The organism is Streptomyces deserti (assembly GCF_054782695.1).
In genome coordinates this window covers 214,906-230,723 of the sequence record NZ_BAAGRZ010000008.1, presented here as the reverse complement: position 1 = coordinate 230,723, position 15,818 = coordinate 214,906, and the positions used below count along the sequence as shown (strand labels likewise).

Annotated in this window: 20 protein-coding genes and 1 pseudogene; 16 read left to right on the top strand and 5 right to left on the bottom strand. The window is 71.7% G+C overall.

The annotated features are described in order from the left end of the window. Positions 1-339: 339 nt before the first annotated feature. Complete coding sequence (locus ACYVMZ_RS17290; RefSeq protein ID WP_461080458.1) at positions 340-690, bottom strand: hypothetical protein; 351 nt, start codon at positions 688-690, stop codon at positions 340-342. Between the two features lie 223 nt (positions 691-913). Between ACYVMZ_RS17290 and ACYVMZ_RS17285 the strand changes: the two genes are divergently transcribed. After that, on the top strand, positions 914-1,666 hold the full coding sequence (locus ACYVMZ_RS17285; RefSeq protein ID WP_461080456.1) for a hypothetical protein: 753 nt from the start codon (positions 914-916) through the stop codon (positions 1,664-1,666). A gap of 15 nt (positions 1,667-1,681) precedes the next feature. On the opposite strand, the gene ACYVMZ_RS17280 is transcribed toward ACYVMZ_RS17285, so the two are convergent. Next, positions 1,682-3,397, bottom strand: a complete 1,716-nt coding sequence (locus ACYVMZ_RS17280) for a SpoIIE family protein phosphatase (protein ID WP_461080454.1) — start codon at positions 3,395-3,397, stop codon at positions 1,682-1,684. A 95-nt stretch (positions 3,398-3,492) separates the two neighbouring features. On the opposite strand from ACYVMZ_RS17280, the gene ACYVMZ_RS17275 reads away from it, so the two are divergent. The 11 genes from ACYVMZ_RS17275 to ACYVMZ_RS17225 all read left to right on the top strand — a co-directional run bounded on the left by ACYVMZ_RS17275 (position 3,493) and on the right by ACYVMZ_RS17225 (position 11,074). Then, positions 3,493-4,575, top strand: a complete 1,083-nt coding sequence (locus ACYVMZ_RS17275; RefSeq protein ID WP_461080452.1) for a YihY/virulence factor BrkB family protein — start codon at positions 3,493-3,495, stop codon at positions 4,573-4,575. A gap of 62 nt (positions 4,576-4,637) precedes the next feature. Then, positions 4,638-5,186 (top strand): phosphatase PAP2 family protein, encoded by a 549-nt coding sequence (locus tag ACYVMZ_RS17270; protein ID WP_461080450.1) that lies wholly within the window; start codon positions 4,638-4,640, stop codon positions 5,184-5,186. A 101-nt stretch (positions 5,187-5,287) separates the two neighbouring features. Next, positions 5,288-5,707 (top strand): phage holin family protein, encoded by a 420-nt coding sequence (locus ACYVMZ_RS17265; protein ID WP_461080448.1) that lies wholly within the window; start codon positions 5,288-5,290, stop codon positions 5,705-5,707. Beyond that, complete coding sequence (locus tag ACYVMZ_RS17260; RefSeq protein ID WP_461080446.1) at positions 5,704-6,174, top strand: DUF3618 domain-containing protein; 471 nt, start codon at positions 5,704-5,706, stop codon at positions 6,172-6,174. The genes ACYVMZ_RS17265 and ACYVMZ_RS17260 overlap by 4 nt, the downstream gene beginning before the upstream one ends. Next, entirely contained in the window at positions 6,171-6,437 is a 267-nt protein-coding gene (locus ACYVMZ_RS17255) for a DUF4235 domain-containing protein (protein WP_461080444.1), read from the top strand. Before ACYVMZ_RS17260 ends, ACYVMZ_RS17255 begins: the two co-directional genes overlap by 4 nt. A 105-nt stretch (positions 6,438-6,542) precedes the next feature. Beyond that, positions 6,543-7,268: a YqjF family protein gene (locus tag ACYVMZ_RS17250; RefSeq protein WP_461080442.1), complete on the top strand. Its 726-nt coding sequence runs from the start codon at positions 6,543-6,545 to the stop codon at positions 7,266-7,268. A gap of 19 nt (positions 7,269-7,287) precedes the next feature. After that, a complete protein-coding gene (locus ACYVMZ_RS17245; RefSeq protein WP_461080440.1) occupies positions 7,288-7,926 on the top strand; it encodes a hypothetical protein in 639 nt (212 codons plus the stop codon). A gap of 87 nt (positions 7,927-8,013) precedes the next feature. After that, positions 8,014-8,415 carry a hypothetical protein gene (locus ACYVMZ_RS17240; protein ID WP_461080438.1) on the top strand — a complete coding sequence of 134 codons (402 nt, stop codon included), beginning with the start codon at positions 8,014-8,016 and terminating at the stop codon, positions 8,413-8,415. Positions 8,416-8,449: 34 nt separating this feature from the next. After that, on the top strand, positions 8,450-8,674 hold the full coding sequence (locus tag ACYVMZ_RS17235; protein WP_461080436.1) for a hypothetical protein: 225 nt from the start codon (positions 8,450-8,452) through the stop codon (positions 8,672-8,674). A gap of 160 nt (positions 8,675-8,834) precedes the next feature. Then, the gene (ctaD, locus tag ACYVMZ_RS17230; RefSeq protein ID WP_461080434.1) at positions 8,835-10,547 is read left to right on the top strand and encodes an aa3-type cytochrome oxidase subunit I; all 1,713 of its coding nucleotides are present in this window, start codon (positions 8,835-8,837) and stop codon (positions 10,545-10,547) included. Further along, entirely contained in the window at positions 10,544-11,074 is a 531-nt protein-coding gene (locus tag ACYVMZ_RS17225; RefSeq protein WP_461080432.1) for a hypothetical protein, read from the top strand. The genes ctaD and ACYVMZ_RS17225 overlap by 4 nt, the downstream gene beginning before the upstream one ends. Positions 11,075-11,131: 57 nt before the next feature. On the opposite strand, the gene ACYVMZ_RS17220 is transcribed toward ACYVMZ_RS17225, so the two are convergent. Both ACYVMZ_RS17220 and ACYVMZ_RS17215 read right to left on the bottom strand, forming a co-directional pair. Then, the gene (locus ACYVMZ_RS17220; protein ID WP_461080430.1) at positions 11,132-12,109 is read right to left on the bottom strand and encodes an SDR family oxidoreductase; all 978 of its coding nucleotides are present in this window, start codon (positions 12,107-12,109) and stop codon (positions 11,132-11,134) included. Between the two features lie 137 nt (positions 12,110-12,246). Further along, positions 12,247-12,768, bottom strand: coding sequence for an SPW repeat protein (locus ACYVMZ_RS17215; RefSeq protein WP_461080428.1), 522 nt, complete (start codon positions 12,766-12,768; stop codon positions 12,247-12,249). A 243-nt stretch (positions 12,769-13,011) separates the two neighbouring features. Between ACYVMZ_RS17215 and ACYVMZ_RS17210 the strand changes: the two genes are divergently transcribed. The 3 genes from ACYVMZ_RS17210 (at position 13,012) to ACYVMZ_RS17200 (ending at position 14,488) form a co-directional block, all read left to right on the top strand. Further along, positions 13,012-13,416, top strand: coding sequence for a hypothetical protein (locus ACYVMZ_RS17210; RefSeq protein ID WP_461080426.1), 405 nt, complete (start codon positions 13,012-13,014; stop codon positions 13,414-13,416). 443 nt (positions 13,417-13,859) lie between these two features. After that, positions 13,860-14,081: a type II toxin-antitoxin system VapB family antitoxin gene (locus tag ACYVMZ_RS17205; RefSeq protein ID WP_105973854.1), complete on the top strand. Its 222-nt coding sequence runs from the start codon at positions 13,860-13,862 to the stop codon at positions 14,079-14,081. After that, positions 14,078-14,488 carry a PIN domain-containing protein gene (locus ACYVMZ_RS17200; protein WP_461080424.1) on the top strand — a complete coding sequence of 137 codons (411 nt, stop codon included), beginning with the start codon at positions 14,078-14,080 and terminating at the stop codon, positions 14,486-14,488. Before ACYVMZ_RS17205 ends, ACYVMZ_RS17200 begins: the two co-directional genes overlap by 4 nt. 295 nt (positions 14,489-14,783) lie before the next feature. Here the strand turns inward: ACYVMZ_RS17200 and ACYVMZ_RS17195 are convergent, their stop codons facing one another. Beyond that, positions 14,784-15,098, bottom strand: a complete 315-nt coding sequence (locus ACYVMZ_RS17195; protein WP_461080422.1) for a hypothetical protein — start codon at positions 15,096-15,098, stop codon at positions 14,784-14,786. A gap of 328 nt (positions 15,099-15,426) precedes the next feature. Here ACYVMZ_RS17195 and ACYVMZ_RS17190 point away from each other — a divergent pair. Further along, positions 15,427-15,567 (top strand): annotated as a pseudogene (locus tag ACYVMZ_RS17190) (tyrosine-type recombinase/integrase); the annotation flags it as partial. Positions 15,568-15,818 lie beyond the last annotated feature (251 nt).

Here is a 15,818-nt window from a genome sequence, read left to right as displayed (position 1 = left end):
CCCGCCGGCCGAGACGTAGGCCGGGGGAGGCGCGGCCGGGTGCTCGGCTGCTGCTGTGTCGTGCGGGGGCGGGCGCGGGCGGCGGCCCTCAGACGAGGGCGGCTTTACCCGCGGCGCAGGTAAGGGTGAACGCCGTGTTGCTACGACCGGATCGAGGGCGGGCGGCGAGGGCGGTCATGATGCGGAACCTGTCCCGGGCGACGAGCCGCCCGGTGTCGTCGTGCGCCGGGAGCGAAACCGGCCCGGTCACCGGTATGCGCCGTGCCCTCGGTCTGTTCACCCTACCTCGCTGAAGGCGAAAAGGGGGTTACGGACCGTAACAGTTGCCGACGGCCGGGTTCAGCCCGGTTCGTCGGTGTGGGCGCGGCGGGCCTGGGTGTGGCTGGTGGTCAGCCAGGGCGTCACCGCGGAGGCCTCCGCGGTGACGTGCGCGGTGTCGACCGTGAGATGGAGCAGGGTGCCGCTGCCGTCGGCGCCCGCGGGGTAACTGCGCGGCTCGTCGCAGTGGAAGTTCCGGCGCAACAGCTGTGCCACCCGCTGCGCTATGTCGGGGCTGGCGGCGATGATGCGGACCTCGGCGAGGTCGCCCCCGGGGGGATCGCCGTCCGCGGTCTCGTACGCGGGTGGGTCTTCGCGCGGCGGTCGGGTGCGGTCGGCGCTGCCGTGGTCGCGAGGGGTCGGCGCGTGCATGGAGCTCACCTCTGTCCTGTGGCTGGTGGGGTGTCGGCGTCCATGCGTCGGGCTGCTCGGCCTCAACGCCCGGGGTAGGTCCACCGTACTCCCGCGCGGCCCGAGCCCGGCGGGGCGCGGACGGCACCGGTGTGCGCGGGGCCGGGGGGTTGAAGCTGCTCGCCGGTAAGTGGGCTCACTCCTGCTCAGTCTTCAGGAACGATACGGTGGAAGGACCGAGGGCATGTCGCGCACCGGCTCCGACACCGGTGCCGCTCTCGGCGACGGACGACGCCGGGCCGGATCCGCCCGCGCCCGGGGCAGGGCTTGCCTCATGACCGTGAACGCGCCGGCTCGGCCGACGACCACCGACCTCCCCGGGCCGCCGCCAGAGGCGCGCAGGCAGCGCCCACCGCGGCCGGAACGAGGCTCCTCGCCCCGTGAGGGAGTACGCGTCCGTCCGCTGAGCCGTCGTCAGATCGAGGACCATCTCCAGGAGTTGGGCGATCTGTACGCGGAGACCTCCGGCGGCGGCCCCTGGGCGTGGAACCAGGCCCGCGGCGCCTTCCTGCGCCGGCTGGCGGCCGACGTACGGCGACCGGGATTCGAGCTGCTGATCGCGGAGAGCACGGGCCTGACCGGATGCGCCTTCGGTTTCCCCCTGCGCGGCGACGGGCCCGGGTGGGAGGGCTTCGACGGATATCTGCCGGGCAGGCTGCTGCGGCTCGCCGCCGGCGGACGTCTCTTCGTGGTCTCCGGGATCCTGGTCCCGCCCCGGGTGCGGTGGCAGAACCAGGACCGTGCCTGGAACCTCGCCCGGCGCCTGCAGAAGCGGCTGCTCACCGACCACGGTGCCGCGCTCGGCGTCACGTTGGTGAACCGCTCCGACACCGAGACCGTCGAGGCGCTGCGGTCCTGGGGATGGCGGTACCTCGACGGCGACACGCCCCGGACGTCCCCGCACGGCCCGTTCCGGGTGCTGGTCCTGGGGACCTGAGCACGCCGGCCCCTGTCACGGCGTCGGCAGGCGCAGGGCGAGCAGGGCCACGTCGTCGGTGCCGCCGGGCGGCATGCGGGCGAGCAGCTGGTCGCACAGCGTGTCCAGCGGTTCGTGGGCGAGCGCGAGGGCGTGGTGGCGCAGGCGGCCGAGGCCGGCGCCGAGGTCGCTGCCGGGGATCTCGATCAGTCCGTCGGTGTAGAGCAGCAGGGTGGAGCCCGGGGGCAGGGGGTGGGTGGCGTTGGGCCGGTTCCCGCCGGTTCCGGGGCCGGCGCCGAGCAGGAGTCCCTGCCCGGCTTCGAGGTACTGGGCCTGTCCGTCCCGGGTCAGCAGGAGGGGCGGCGGATGTCCGGCGCTGGTCCAGTGCAGCGTCCACGGGCCGGTGTGCGGGCGGCCTTCGATCCGGGCGAGGACGAGCGTGGCCATGGGGACGGTGGTGATGACGGTCATGGCGTCGTCGAGCCGGTCGACGACCGCGCCGGGCGGCCCGGTGTGGTCCCAGGCCAGGGAGCGCAGGATGCCGTGCAGTTGCGCCATGCCGGCCGCCGCGGTCAGGTCGTGGCCCACCACGTCGCCGATGACCAGCGCGAGCGTGCCGTCCTTCAGCTCGAACGCGTCGTACCAGTCGCCGCCGACCTGGGAGCCGGCCGGGGCGGGCTGGTAACGGGCGGCCAGCCGCATCCCGCCGGGCTGGGGCAGCGGGGCGAGCAGGTTGCGCTGCATGGCCTCGGCGACGGCGCGCTGGCGGCCGAACCGGCGGGCGTTGTCGATGACCCGGCCGACCCGTCGGCCGATGTCGCTCACCACCTCCAGGTCGGCGGGGCCGAACGGGTGCGCCGGGTCGGTGCGCACCAGCGTCAGGGCGCCGGCGATCCGCCGCCTGTCACCCAGCGGCACCGTGACGGCGGACGTGGCGCCCACCGCCCGCAGGAAACCGCTGTGCAGGACGGCCAGGGCGGAGCCGGTCGGTGGGGCCGTCTCCGCCCGCTCCTGCAGGACGGGATCACCGCCGAGCAGGGCCCGGACCAGCGGTGAGCGGGCCGCCTCCCCCGCCTCGGGAAGACGCTCGTGCCAGTCCTCGTGTACGGCGTTCCGGCCCTTGGGACCGGTGACCGCCACCCGGTGCACCTGCCCGGAGCCGACCCGCAGGTCCACCGCCGCCCAGTCGGCGAGGCGGGGCACCAGCAGGCGGCCCAGCCGGGCGAGGGCCTCGTCGGTCTCCAGGGTCTGCCCCAGTACGTCGGTGATCTCCGCGACCAGCGTCAGCCGCTCGGCGAGGTCCTCCAGAGCACTCGTGTAGGCCGCGCGTTCCCGGCGCGCGCTGCGGTCGCCGGTGGCGTCGGTGAACAGCACGGCCATGCCCCGGACGGAGCCGCCGTCCGTCAGGGGAGAAGCGGACCAGGAGATCCCGACCAGGCGGCCGTCACCGTGCAGACAGCTGTCGCCCTCCCCGCGCGCGGTGGTCCCCTCGGCCAGCGCCCTGAGCAGCGGGCACCGTTCCCGTGGGATCCGGCCGCCGTCCGCGGCCCGGTGCAGCAGATCGTGCGCGTCCCGGCCGCGCATCGCCGCGGCGGTGCGGCCCAGCAGCCGCTCGGCCGCCGGGTTGGCCGCGAGGATCCGTCCGGCCGGGTCCGTCACGATCAGGGCCGTGCCCAGCTGCTCGACGACCTGCCGCCAGAAACCCGGCCCGGCCGCGGGCCCCGACCGCTCCTCGTCTCCCGCACCGCGCACCGGTCACCACACCCTCCGCTGAACCAGCGCTCGGATTTTTCCTGTTCTGCCGCGCATTCGAGTATGGGCGATGCTCAGTCGGATACTCGGCTGAAATGGTACGGACGTTGAGGAAACGGCATGGACGGCACGGCGAGCACGGCACGGCCGGCCAGAAGGCCGAGACCGAGCGCGCACCTGAGGCTGCGCAGGCACCTCAGGCCGGGCCGGACGAACAGGTGGAGCGGCAGGCGCCGGACACTCCGACGGACCTGCCCAAACGCTCCTGGGGAGCGGTGCTTAAAGGCACCCTGAAGGAGTTCAAGAAGGACGAGCTGGCCGACCGGGCGGCGGCGCTGACCTACTACGGGATCCTGGCGCTGTTCCCGGCCCTGCTGGCGCTGATCTCGCTGATCGGGATCTCCGGACGGTCGACGACGCAGCGGGTGCTGGACAACATCCAGAACATCGCCCCGGGCGCGGTGCGGGACGTCCTCACCAACGCGGTGCGGCAGTTGCAGGGCAACGCCGGCATCGGCTCGATCATGGCGATCGTGGGTCTGGCGGTCGCGGTGTGGTCGGCGTCCGGCTATGTCGCCGCGTTCATCAGGAGCGCCAACGCGGTCTACGACGTCCCCGAGGGCCGTCCGGTGTGGAAGGTGCTGCCGGTCCGTGTCGGGGTGACCGTGGTGCTGATGATCATGGCTGTGGCCAGTGCGCTGATCGTCGTCTTCACCGGCGACCTCGCACGCCAGGTCGGCACGGCGCTGGGCCTCGGCGACACCTTCCTGACGGTGTGGTCGATCGCGAAGTGGCCGGCGCTGGTGGTCCTGGTCACGATCATGATCGCGATCCTGTACTGGGCGACCCCCAACGCCAAGGTCCGCGGCTTCCGCTGGATCTCGCCGGGCAGCTTCCTGGCGCTGGTGATCTGGATGATCGCCTCGGCCGGTTTCGCGTTCTACGTGGCGAACTTCGCCTCGTACAACAAGACCTACGGCACCTTCGCCGGCGTGATCATCTTCCTGGTGTGGCTGTGGATCACCAACATCGCCATCCTGCTCGGCCTGGAGTTCGACGCGGAGATGGCCCGCCAGCGTGCCATCGCGGGCGGTCATCCGGCCGGTGAGGAGCCGTACGTCGAGCCGCGCGACACCCGCAAGTGGGACGAGGAGGACCGCCGCCGTCTTGAATCCTGAGGCGGTGGATCACCGCGGCCGGGCCCGGTGTGACAGCGCCCTGGACGGGAAGTCGGCTGGTCATGGGAGTGACGACGGATCTGCGCGACGGAGATCACCGGCTGGCCAGGCGGGTGATCGGGCGGGGGCCGGCCTGGGTGCGGGGGATCGCGCCCGCGGTGGAGGAGGCGGCCGAGCACACCAAGCTGTGGTGGGCGGCGGCCGGGGTGATGGCCGCCGCCGGCGGCTGGCGCGGGCGTACCGCCGCCGCTGCCGGGGTGGGCGCCATGACGACGGCCCAGGTGCTGTCCAACGCGGTCGCCAAGCAGCTCTACCGGCGGCGCCGCCCGCCCCGCGAGTGGGTCCCGCCGGAGGTGCTGCGGGAGCGCCCCGACAGCTCCTCCTTCCCCTCCGGGCACACGGCCGCCGCCTTCGCGTTCGCCGGAGCCGTCGCGTCGGTGTGGCCGGCCGCCGGAGCCGCTTGCGGGGTGCCGGCGGTGATGGTGGCCGCCGAGCGGGTACACAGCGGTGCGCACTACCCCTCCGACGTGGTCGCCGGCGGCGCGATCGGGCTGGCCGCCGCCGCTCTCGTACGGGCCGTGCCGCGTCTGGTGCGGCGCCATGCGCTCTGACGGGCGGTGCGCTTAGACGGGCGGTGATGTGCCGTCGCGGGGGCACCCGGGCACCCGGCCGGCCCATGTAGCACACGCCGACGAAGGACAGGTGAGCACCGATGACAGCAGACGGCTCCCCCCGCACCGGCGGCGGAGCACAGGAACCGGTCAGTGAGCTGGTCCAGCGTGCCTCGCAGCAGCTGTCGCAGCTGGTCCGCGACGAAATGCGCCTCGCGCAGGCCGAGATGACCCAGAAGGGCAAGCGGTTCGGCAAGGGCGGCGGCCTGTTCGGCGGCGCCGGCCTGGTGGGTGTCCTCACCCTGCAGGCCCTGGTGGTCACCGTGATCGCCGCGCTGTCGCTCGCGATGGACGTGTGGGTGGCGGCGCTGATCGTCACCGGCGTCCTCGCGGCCGTCACCGCGCTGATGGCGGCGCTCGGCAAGCAGCAGATCAGCAAGGCGACCCCGCCGACGCCCGAACAGACCATCGACAGCGTCAAGGCCGACGTGGCCGAGATCAAGGAGAAGGCACAACGATGACCCGAAACAAGCCGCACACGCGCGACGAGGCGACCCCCACCCCCGAGGAGCTGCGCGAGCGGGTCGAGGCGACCCGTGAGGAGCTCGGCGGGACCGCCGAGGCGCTCGCGGCGAAGGCCGACGTGAAGGCCCGCGCCCAGGAGAAGACGGAGACCGTCCGCCAGCAGGTCGCCGAGAAGACCACACAGGTCAGGACCCAGCTGCGGGAGAAGGCGACGCACGCGGCCCACGTGGTGCAGGAAAGGACCCCGGAACCGGTGCGCACCAAGGCCGCCGCGGCCGCCGAGCAGGTCCGCGACAAGGCGGCCCAGGCCGGGCAGCTCGCCCGGGAGAAGGCGCCCGAGCCGGTACGTGAGAAGGCCGGCCAGGGCCTGGAGGTGGCCCGGGCCAACCGCACTCCGCTGGTCGCCGCGGCCGGCGCGCTGTTCGCGCTGCTGGTCTTCCGCCGTTTCCAGAGGCGTCGATGAAAGCCTCGAAGGTCGCCTACAAGCCCGTCGGCATGGCCATGGGGGCCGTCAGCGGTGTCGTGGCCGGGGCGGTGTTCAAGCAGGTCTGGAAGAAGCTCGGGCGTGACGAGGACGCCCCCGACGCCACCGACGAGCAGCGCACGTGGCGCGAGGTCCTGCCGGCGGCCGTCCTCCAGGGCGCGATCTTCGCCGGCGTCAAGGCCGCCGTCGACCGCGGCGGCGCCGTCGCCGCCCGCCGCCTGACGGGAACCTGGCCCGGCTGACCTCCCCGTCGGCGTCCGCCACCCCGGCCGAGGCGGACGCCGACGGACGGCAGCTGGACAGCCCGCCCCACGTTTCCGCTGGCCACGACGGGGGACCCGGCGTACGTGGTGGCATACGGAGCCGAGCAGCGGGTGCGTGTCCCGGCACTGCGGGCCGGCTGGCTGACGCAGGCGTTCGTCCACTGGGCCTTCCCACCCGACGAGGTCCAGGCGCTGCTGCCCGGAGACCTGACCGTGGACGAGTACGAGGGCGCGGCCTGGGTGGGGCTGACGCCCTTCGTCATGGCGGACGTACGCCCTCCCGGTGTGCCGTCCCTCCTGCCCGGGCTGCGCACCTTCGCCGAGACCAACCTGCGGACCTACGTCCGCCACCGGAACGGGCGGGACGGGCTCTGGTTCTTCTCCCTGGAGGTGTCCTCCCCGCTGATGCTGGCGGCGCGCGTGATCGGGGCGCCGTACTACCCGGGAACGCTGAGCGTCTCCGAGGACGGCGGCAGCGTCCGCTACAAGGGCTCCCGTTGGGGAGGCAGCGCCTCGTACCGTCTGGTCGTCCGCCCCGGTGAGCGGCTCGCGCCCAGGGAGCGCGACGTCTGGCTGACCTCGCGCTGGCGGGCGTACACACGCCGGTTCGGCCTGCTCTGGGAGACGCCGGTCGAGCACGAGCCCTGGCCGTTGAGGGACGCCGCCGTCGAGGTGCTCGCGCAGACCCTGACCACCGCGGCGGGCCTGCCCCCGCCCGCCGGCGAGCCCGTCGTGCACTACTCGGAAGGAGTCAGGCATGTCCGGCTCGGGCCCTCCCGGCCCTGCGTACCGGAGCCGGGCGCTTCCTGACCCCGGCGCGGGAGCGGGCGTGAGCGGCAGGCGCCGTGCCGCCGCCCGGCGTCCGCGGCTGCGCTTCGACGGCTGGATCGCGGGCCTGGGCACCTCCTCCGGGACGCGCGTCGTGCTGGGGCACTGGCAGCGGTCACCGTTCGGGCCGTTCAGCGACGTGATGATCGAACGGGCCGACGGGGAACGGCTGTTGCTGGCCCCCACCCGCCGGACGGCGGACTTCGTGAGCGGCACCTACACCTTCGACACCGTGCGCGTCGCACCGGTCGACGTACGCGTCGCGGACGACACCTGGACGGTCACCGCGGGGCCGCTCGACCTGCGCTTCACGGTCGGCCGCCCAGGCCTCCTGGGGCTCGTCCTGCGGGCCGTGCCCGCCCCGCTCGCCCGCCGTCCGGCCTGGGCCGCGCTGACGGACCGCCCCGCCCGCCTGCTGCTGCGCGGCGTGCGGACCCGCGGCAGCGCCGTCCCCGGCCGTCACGAGTGGTACGGCGCCCGGGGACTGCGGCCGATCGCCGCGCTGTCGGCGGCCTACGAGGGCGACGACCTGGGCGCCCTGGCCCCCGTGGAACCGCCCGTACGCTTCGGGTTCGGTTCCGTGCCCCGCACACCCGCCCTCACCCGGGTCACGACGACGGTCGCGCCGGCCGACCGGTGAGCACCGTTTTTCCGCCGGGCGGCACGGGTACCCGGCAGACTCCGCGAAGCGATCGGCGGGACCGAAGGGGCAGCGAAGGGACAGCGCATGGGCAGGGCGGCGAAAACCCCGGATCCCGCGGACACCGTCGCGGTCGCGCACGGCGTCTTCAACCTCCTCGGCGGCCTGTGGCCGCTGCTGCATCTGCGCAGCTTCGAGTGGGTGTTCGGCCCGAAGACCGACGACTGGCTGCAGATGACGACGGGCGGACTCCTGGTCTCCGCCGGCGTCGCCCAGCTCGCGGCGGCCCCGGCCCCCCAGGGCCCGTCCCACGCCCGCCGCATCGGACTGGGCACCGCCGTCACCCTGCTGGCCGTCGACCTGATCTACGTCCCCAAGCGGCGGATCCGGCCCACGTACCTCCTCGACGCCGCGATGCAGACCGGATGGATCGCCGCGTGGCTGCGCTCCGGCACGCCGAGCACGCCCGGCACAGCCGGCACACCCTGACACTCCACGGCATGCGCACCGGAGACCGATGACGATGAGCGAGCAGACCCCGTCCCAGGCGGAAGGCGAACGGCAGGAGGCCACCGCGCCGGAGCAGCGGCCGGAGCAGGAACAGGCCGGTCGTCGCGATGTGCCGCGCACGACTCCTTCGCAGGCGGAGGGGGACCGCGAGGGCCAGGAGGCCGAGGAAGCCGGGCAGGCGGAGAAGGCCGGGCAGGCCGAGAAGGCCGGGAAGTCCGAGGAGGGGCCCGGCGAGTAGCCCCGTACGGCTGCCACCCGGGCGGGTGAATCAGCGGGCCATTCAGCCCAACAACAGTCGCCGCGAGACGGCGGTGCCCCAGCGGCGGGACTAATTTCCGCTGGGCCGGTCACGCACTGGCACGTGTCCGCGCACCGACTGCTGCCGATCTGGGGACCTGATGGCGACACATACTGAACCGGTTGCTCCGGTACCGGCGGGGGAGCGCCACCGCACGGGTCAGGTCATCGTCACCTGGCTGACGACGACGGACCACAAGAAGATCGGGCACCTCTACCTGATCACGTCGTTCATCTTCTTCCTGATCGCCGGGGCACTGGCGATGGCGATCCGGGCGGAGCTGGCCCGGCCGGGCCTGCAGATGCTGTCGAACGAGCAGTACAACCAGGCGTTCACCATGCACGGCACGATCATGCTGCTGCTGTTCGCGACGCCCACGTTCGCCGGATTCGCCAACGCGGTCATGCCGTTGCAGATCGGTTCCCCGGACGTGGCCTTCCCCCGGCTGAACATGCTGTCGTACTGGCTGTTCCTCTTCGGCGGCCTGATCGTGATGGGCAGCTTCCTCACGCCCCAGGGCGCCGCCGACTTCGGCTGGACCGCCTACACCCCGCTCAGCGGCCCCATCCGCAGCGGATACGTCGGCGGCGACCTGTGGATCATGGGGCTGGCGCTGTCCGGGTTCGGCACGATCCTCGGTGCGGTCAACTTCATCACCACCATCATCTGCATGCGCGCCCCCGGCATGACCATGTTCCGGATGCCGATCTTCACCTGGAACGTGCTGCTCACCTCGGTGCTCGTGCTCCTGGCCTTCCCGGTGCTGGCGGCGGCGCTGCTGGTGCTGGAGGCCGACCGGCGCTTCGGGGCGCAGGTGTTCGACCCGCAGAACGGCGGGGCGATCCTGTGGCAGCACCTGTTCTGGTTCTTCGGCCACCCGGAGGTCTACATCCTGGCGCTGCCGTTCTTCGGCGTGATCAGCGAGATCATCCCCGTCTTCGCCCGCAAACCGATCTTCGGCTACACGGGTCTCATCGGCGCCACCATCGCCATCGCCGGGCTGTCGGCCACCGTCTGGGCCCACCACATGTTCGCCACCGGCGCGGTCCTGCTGCCGTTCTTCTCCTTCATGACCTATCTGATCGCCGTCCCCACCGGCGTGAAGTTCTTCAACTGGATCGGCACCATGTGGAAGGGCTCACTGTCCTTCGAACCCCCCATGCTGTGGGCGGCCGGCTTCCTGGTCACCTTCCTCTTCGGCGGCCTGACCGGCGTCATCCTCGGCTCCCCGCCCCTGGACTGGCACGTCACCGACACCTACTTCGTCGTCGCGCACTTCCACTACGTGCTCTTCGGCACGATCGTCTTCGCGATGTTCGGCGGCTTCAGCTTCTGGTGGCCGAAGATGACCGGCACGATGCTCGACACGCGCCTGGAGAAGATCCACTTCTGGACCCTGTTCACCGGCTTCCACACCACCTTCCTCGTCCAGCACTGGCTCGGCGCCGAGGGCATGCCCCGCCGCTACGCCGACTACCTCGCCGCCGACGGCTTCACCGCCCTCAACACCGCCTCCTCCATCGGGGCGTTCCTCCTCGGTCTGTCCACGCTGCCCTTCCTCTACAACGTGTGGAAAACCGCCCAGCAGGGCAAGCGGGTCGAGGTCGACGACCCCTGGGGATACGGGCGTTCCCTGGAATGGGCCACCTCCTGCCCGCCGCCGCGCCACAACTTCCTCACCATGCCGCGGATCCGCTCCGAATCGCCCGCCTTCGACCTGCACCACCCCGACGTGGCCGAGCTCGACGAACGCGAGAACGTGGGCAAGCGCGACGTCCTCGACGCCACTTCCCACAAGGGCGAACGCCCATGACGCGCACGGCCCATGACGGCCCGCACGGCGACGGGGATCGTGCCGGGCGGGGCGGCGGTGCGTACGGCGACGGGGGCGGGGGCAGCACCGCGCGGGGCGGCACGTACGGCGACGGCGACGACAGCACCGCGCGTCGCGGCGCCCACGGTGACCGGGACAGCACCACGCAGCACGGCCGGTACGGCAACGGGGCCCGCACGCTGGCCGACGAGGCCGAGGGCTACCTGCTCGCCCACCTCCACCACGACCAGGCGCGCCGCGAGGCCGAAGAGCTCTGCGCCGCGATGCCGTGGCTGACCGCAACCCAAGTCGAGGAACTCACCCGCCACTACGTCCGCCGACGCATCGACCTCACCCGCCGGATGCTGCTCGACACGGCCCGGCGGGCCGACGAACTGCGGCAGGAGTACGAGGACCGCTACGCCACCCTCCGGCACGACCTCCTCAAGCGCCACGCCGCCTGCGCCTGCGCCGTCCTCGCCTGCGCGGGCGGGGTGAGCACGCTGGCGGGCCTGCTCGCCCGCTGACCGGCCGGCCGCTCGGGGCGGGGGCTCAGGGACGGCGGCTGCGGGTGTCCCGGCCGGTCACGGGGTGCGGATGAGCCGGCGTGCGCCCGCGGCGGCGCCCGCCAGCGCGGCGGCCGTCCCCAGCCGGCGTACGGCGGTGCGCCGACGGCCGCCCCAGCCGCCGTGGGCCGCGCCCTCGCCGGGCGCGGGAACGTGCAGGTTGCCGTGGGTCGCCGGGGCGGGCTCCTGGCGGGACAGGTGGGTCCTGTCGAACTGGCGGGCCATCATGCGCTCGACCAGGCCCGGGGCCATCCGGGACTCCAGCACCATGGAGCGGCCCGTGGGACCGACCACCACCTCGCGGCGCGGCACCCGCACCAGGTCCATGACGGTGCGGGCCACCCGCTCCGGGGAGTACACCGGCGGCATGGCCACCGCCTTGCGCCCGGTGTAGTTCGCCGCGTGCTCGAAGAGCGGGGTGTCGACGGTGGCGGGCAGCACCGTGCAGACGTGGATGTCCTTCACGCCCTCCAGCAGCAACTCCTGGCGCAGACTGGCGCTGAGGGCCCGGACCGCGTGTTTCGACATGCCGTAGGCGTGGGTGTAGGGCTGGCTGACCACCCCGACGATCGAGGACACGTTGATCAGCGTGCCGCTGCCCTGTTCCCGCATGACCCGCAGGGCGGCGCGGGCGCCGTGGACGTATCCCAGGACGTTGACGTCGAGGACCTTGCGGAAGTCCTCCAGCGGCACCTCCTGGAAGGGGCCGAAGACGGTCACGGCGGCGGCGTTCACCCACACGTCGATCCGGCCGAAGCGCTCCACCGCCCGCTGGGCGAGCTCCTCGACCTGCTTCACGTCGGTGACGTCGGTCGGTACGGCCAGGGCACGCGCGCCGCGATGCTTCTCGCAGTCCCGCGCGGCCGCCTCCAGCGCCTCCGGCCGGCGCGCCGCCAGTACGACCGCGCAGCCCTTCCGGGCGAACGCCTCGGCCGTGGCGCGCCCGATCCCGCTGGACGCCCCGGTCACCACCACCACTCGCTCACGCACGCGCATACCCTGACCTCCTCGCCTGCACGGATGAGCCGCGCGTGCCCCTCTCCGCCCGCCTGCGACGCGCGGAGAGGGGCACAGGGGTTGCTGTTCGTGTCCTGTTCCTGCGTTCCTGAATCCGAGTCGGCTCCGGCCGGCCGCTAGGGAGCGGTCGTACCACGGTTCCCGGCGGACATACCGCCGGCGGGCATACCGCCCCTCCTGCCGGCCTTCGCACCGGCGGACCGGTCCGCTCGGGCGGCGGCGGCGCTGGCTGCCAGACCCAGCAGCAGGGCGACGGCACCCACGATGATGTTGTTGACGATGGTCCTCGTGGTGCTGACATCACCCGCGACGACCCAGGGAGCGAAGATCGTCCACACGCCCAGGGCGCACGCCGCCCACGCCATGCTGTGGGTGCGCTCGTAGGCACGGCCGAAGCCGCCGCTCATCAGAAGGGCGTACGCGATACCGACGATCAGGTTGTTGACGGCCAGCGTGGTGAAGCCGTTGAACCCCGCGATCCACGGCGACGCCGCCAGGTACAGACCCGTGAGGACGGCCAGGGTCTCCACGGCCTGGGCCTGAGGGGTGGTCGCCGCACGCTCGGCCATCTCGTGGCGGGAGCGCATGTCGAGGATGTCGGGATGGGTCTCCATGGACGACTGGGGAGAGGTAGTCATTCCTGTCACCTCCGAGGTGCCTGATCCCCGAGTGCGCGCAACGGGTACCCACACCCACCAGGACCACGCGGCGGACACACCAACTCTTCCAGAACGCGCGGGACCGACCGCGAGGGACGTGTACGGCCGACAGGCCACTCTTCCCCGGAGCCAGCCCACCGGCTCGTGTACTCGCGTGGAGCTGAGGTGGAACTGAGTACGTGCGCTCTGGTCGGTGACGGGGCCGGCCGGAACCCTTCGTACATGCGCCAAGGACTACCGAAACCCGTTCTGCACCTTCTGCCGATCCTCGTGCTGGCCGGGATATCGCCGGCGGTGTGGGCTGCCTGGCTCGGCTGGGACCAGCATCGTGACGTGCGGCCCGACGGCACGACGACCGGCCCGTACGAGGCGTGGCAGGTGATCGGGCTCGTGCTGACCCTGCTGGTACCGGTGTACTGGGCGGCGTCCCGGCGCTACTTCGCGGGCGCCGTGCTCGGCACCACGGCCGGCCTGACCGTGGCCTCCTTCTACGACTGGTCGGACGATGCCAGCGGCCTCTTCATGATCGGCGTGGGGATGGTCATGACGGGGAGCTTCGCCGTGACCGCCGCCGTTTCCGCCGTGATCGCCGCCACGCGACGAGAGGGCCGACGGACCGGAGCCTGACTTCGAACCTGTGGAGCGTGCGACCCCGGAACGGTCGGTGTGGGGCCGTCGCGACTGCACACGGCTGACGGTCGCCTCAGTCACCGGTGACGGCCGCGGGCGCATTTCGGTGCTTCGAAGCCCGGTCGAGTGTCGAGGTCGTGCACGAACTCCGCGAGGGGCGCCTGGATGTGGCTCGTCGTGCCGACGCCGTCGCGCGGATTCGGTCGCACCGCTGTTGACCGAGGTTGTTCCGTTCTTACGGGCACGCTTTGGGCACGGGCGCTGCCAGCAGCCGGGCCATACGTGCGCGTGACGCTTGTGCCGACGGACCGCATCGCCTCTCGGGCTGACCGGAGTTCCGTCACGACTGCACATGCCGGGATGTGACACTCAGACGTGGCTCCGTGAATGTTGGTGACGTATTCTCCTATGTACATCATCAACATTGTGGGAGGTGCAGTATGTCTGTGACCCAGATCGACATCGACGACGATGCCCTGGAACGCGCCATGGCTCTGTCCAAGGTCAGGACCAAGAAGGAGGCGGTCAATCTCGCTCTGCGCTTCTACGCCGAGCAGCAGGAGCGTGCGGCGCGCATCAGCCGTCACTTCGAGCGTGCGCGTGAGTGGGGCGCCGTCGAGGATGCCGAACGGCTGCACCGGGCGGAGAAGCACAGCCGGTGATCTACTTGCTCGACACGTCCGGCCTGGTCCGGCTGCTCCGCGATCCCAAACTGCAGTCGGCCTGGTACGACGCAATTGATGCCGGAACCGTCGCCTCCTGCTACGTGCAACGCACCGAGTTCCTCCACAGTGCTCGGAACGGACGCGAGTACGACGAGATCGTCGAGATGTTCACGGACCTTTATCCCGACGTGTCGGTGCCGAAGAACGCGGGGCGCTGGATTGGCGCGGTGCAACACCGTATGGCCCAGGCTGGGGAGCATCGCAGTGCCTCGGCGGTGGACCTCGTCATCGCCGCCACCGCGGCCCACCACGGGCTGGCTGTCCTCCACGACGATGCCGACTACCGGGCCACTGCCCGGCACGCGTCCGACCTGGTCGAGCACAACGTCCACGACATCACCTGAGGTGGTTTGTCGCCCGACAGGCCGTGGGTGGGGGCGCTCTGCGAACACGCGGCCTCTGTTCCGGGGCGAGCTGACCAGCGGCATGACATCACCAGCCGCCTTGACCGCCGTAGAGCCTGGGATTGCCTCGGGGTGCTTCAGCATGCCGGAGGCGAGGAGGCAGTCTCAGGATGGGATTCCAGGCGAACCAGTCGAGAACCTCGGCGCCCAGTTCCCAGGGGGCGTTCAGCAGCGTCTTTCCCGTCGTCTCCAGGTTTGAGGCGACCGCGTCCGGCGCCGGGGCCGATGCGCTGCATCAGATCGCTGTGCCTACGGAAGTGGTGGTCGTGGGTCCCGAGTCGAGGGCGGCCACGAAGACGATGAAGTCGTCGCATGACAGATGTTTCTCACAGTGCATCAGTGTGTCGACGCGTCTCCTGACGTGTTTCTTGATCTCCCCCAGGAATCCCCAGCCCAAGTCCGTCAACGTCCCGTCGCGCTCCGGCCAGATCGCCTCGCGGTCCAGGATCACGTCCTCGAACTCCAGAAGGCGGAAGCGCTCACTGCTCCCCAATGCGCCGAGGCTTGTCGGGTCAGCCCCGCTGGTTCGGTCGTCGAGTTCGGGGAGCATTCGCGGGTGCGCTCACTGGAGTGGCTGGCCGGTGACGGCGGCGATGCACCCGGAGTCCCGGCCACGTCGCGGGAGAGTAAGCCCCCCGCGGCCGTGGCGGTCACCACGAGGTCGACGGTTGCGGCGCCCCCGATGCTGCCGGGACGCGGGAAAACGTGCGTGCCGTGAAGTCCGACACTGCGGAGAGTCGACCCACCGAACAGGGGCGGTCTGCCGGATTCCGCCTTCCGGCAGACCGCCCCACTCAGCGATCCCGCTTGGCGAACCGCGGCCTCACTTGCCGTAGTACGCGTTGTGGTCCGAGATCGTCGACCTGTTGCCCTTCCTGTACGCCGAGCCGGGTCCTGATGGTCTGGTCTTCATCGGGGAGAAAGGGGCTCCCTTCCGGCGGAGCACCTTCGGGCGGAAGCGGCGGAAGGCACGAGAGATCGTCGGCATGCCCGAGGGCTGCCGGTTCTACGACCTCCGGCCCAGAAGGTCGCCGAGAAGCCTTTTGGCACGCATCTGGCACGCGGCGAGTGATCACAACGGACAACAAAACGGCCCAGGTCTCTGACCTGGGCCTGCTTCATGGAGCGGGTGACGAGAATCGAACTCGCCCTCTCAGCTTGGGAAGCGACGGCGCTTGGGCGGGTGTTGCTCCTCTGACCTGGGCTAACGCCCCTCCTCGGGTGGCGGCGGTGGTGCTGTTTGTACTGTTGTTGACCGCTGTTTTCCGTC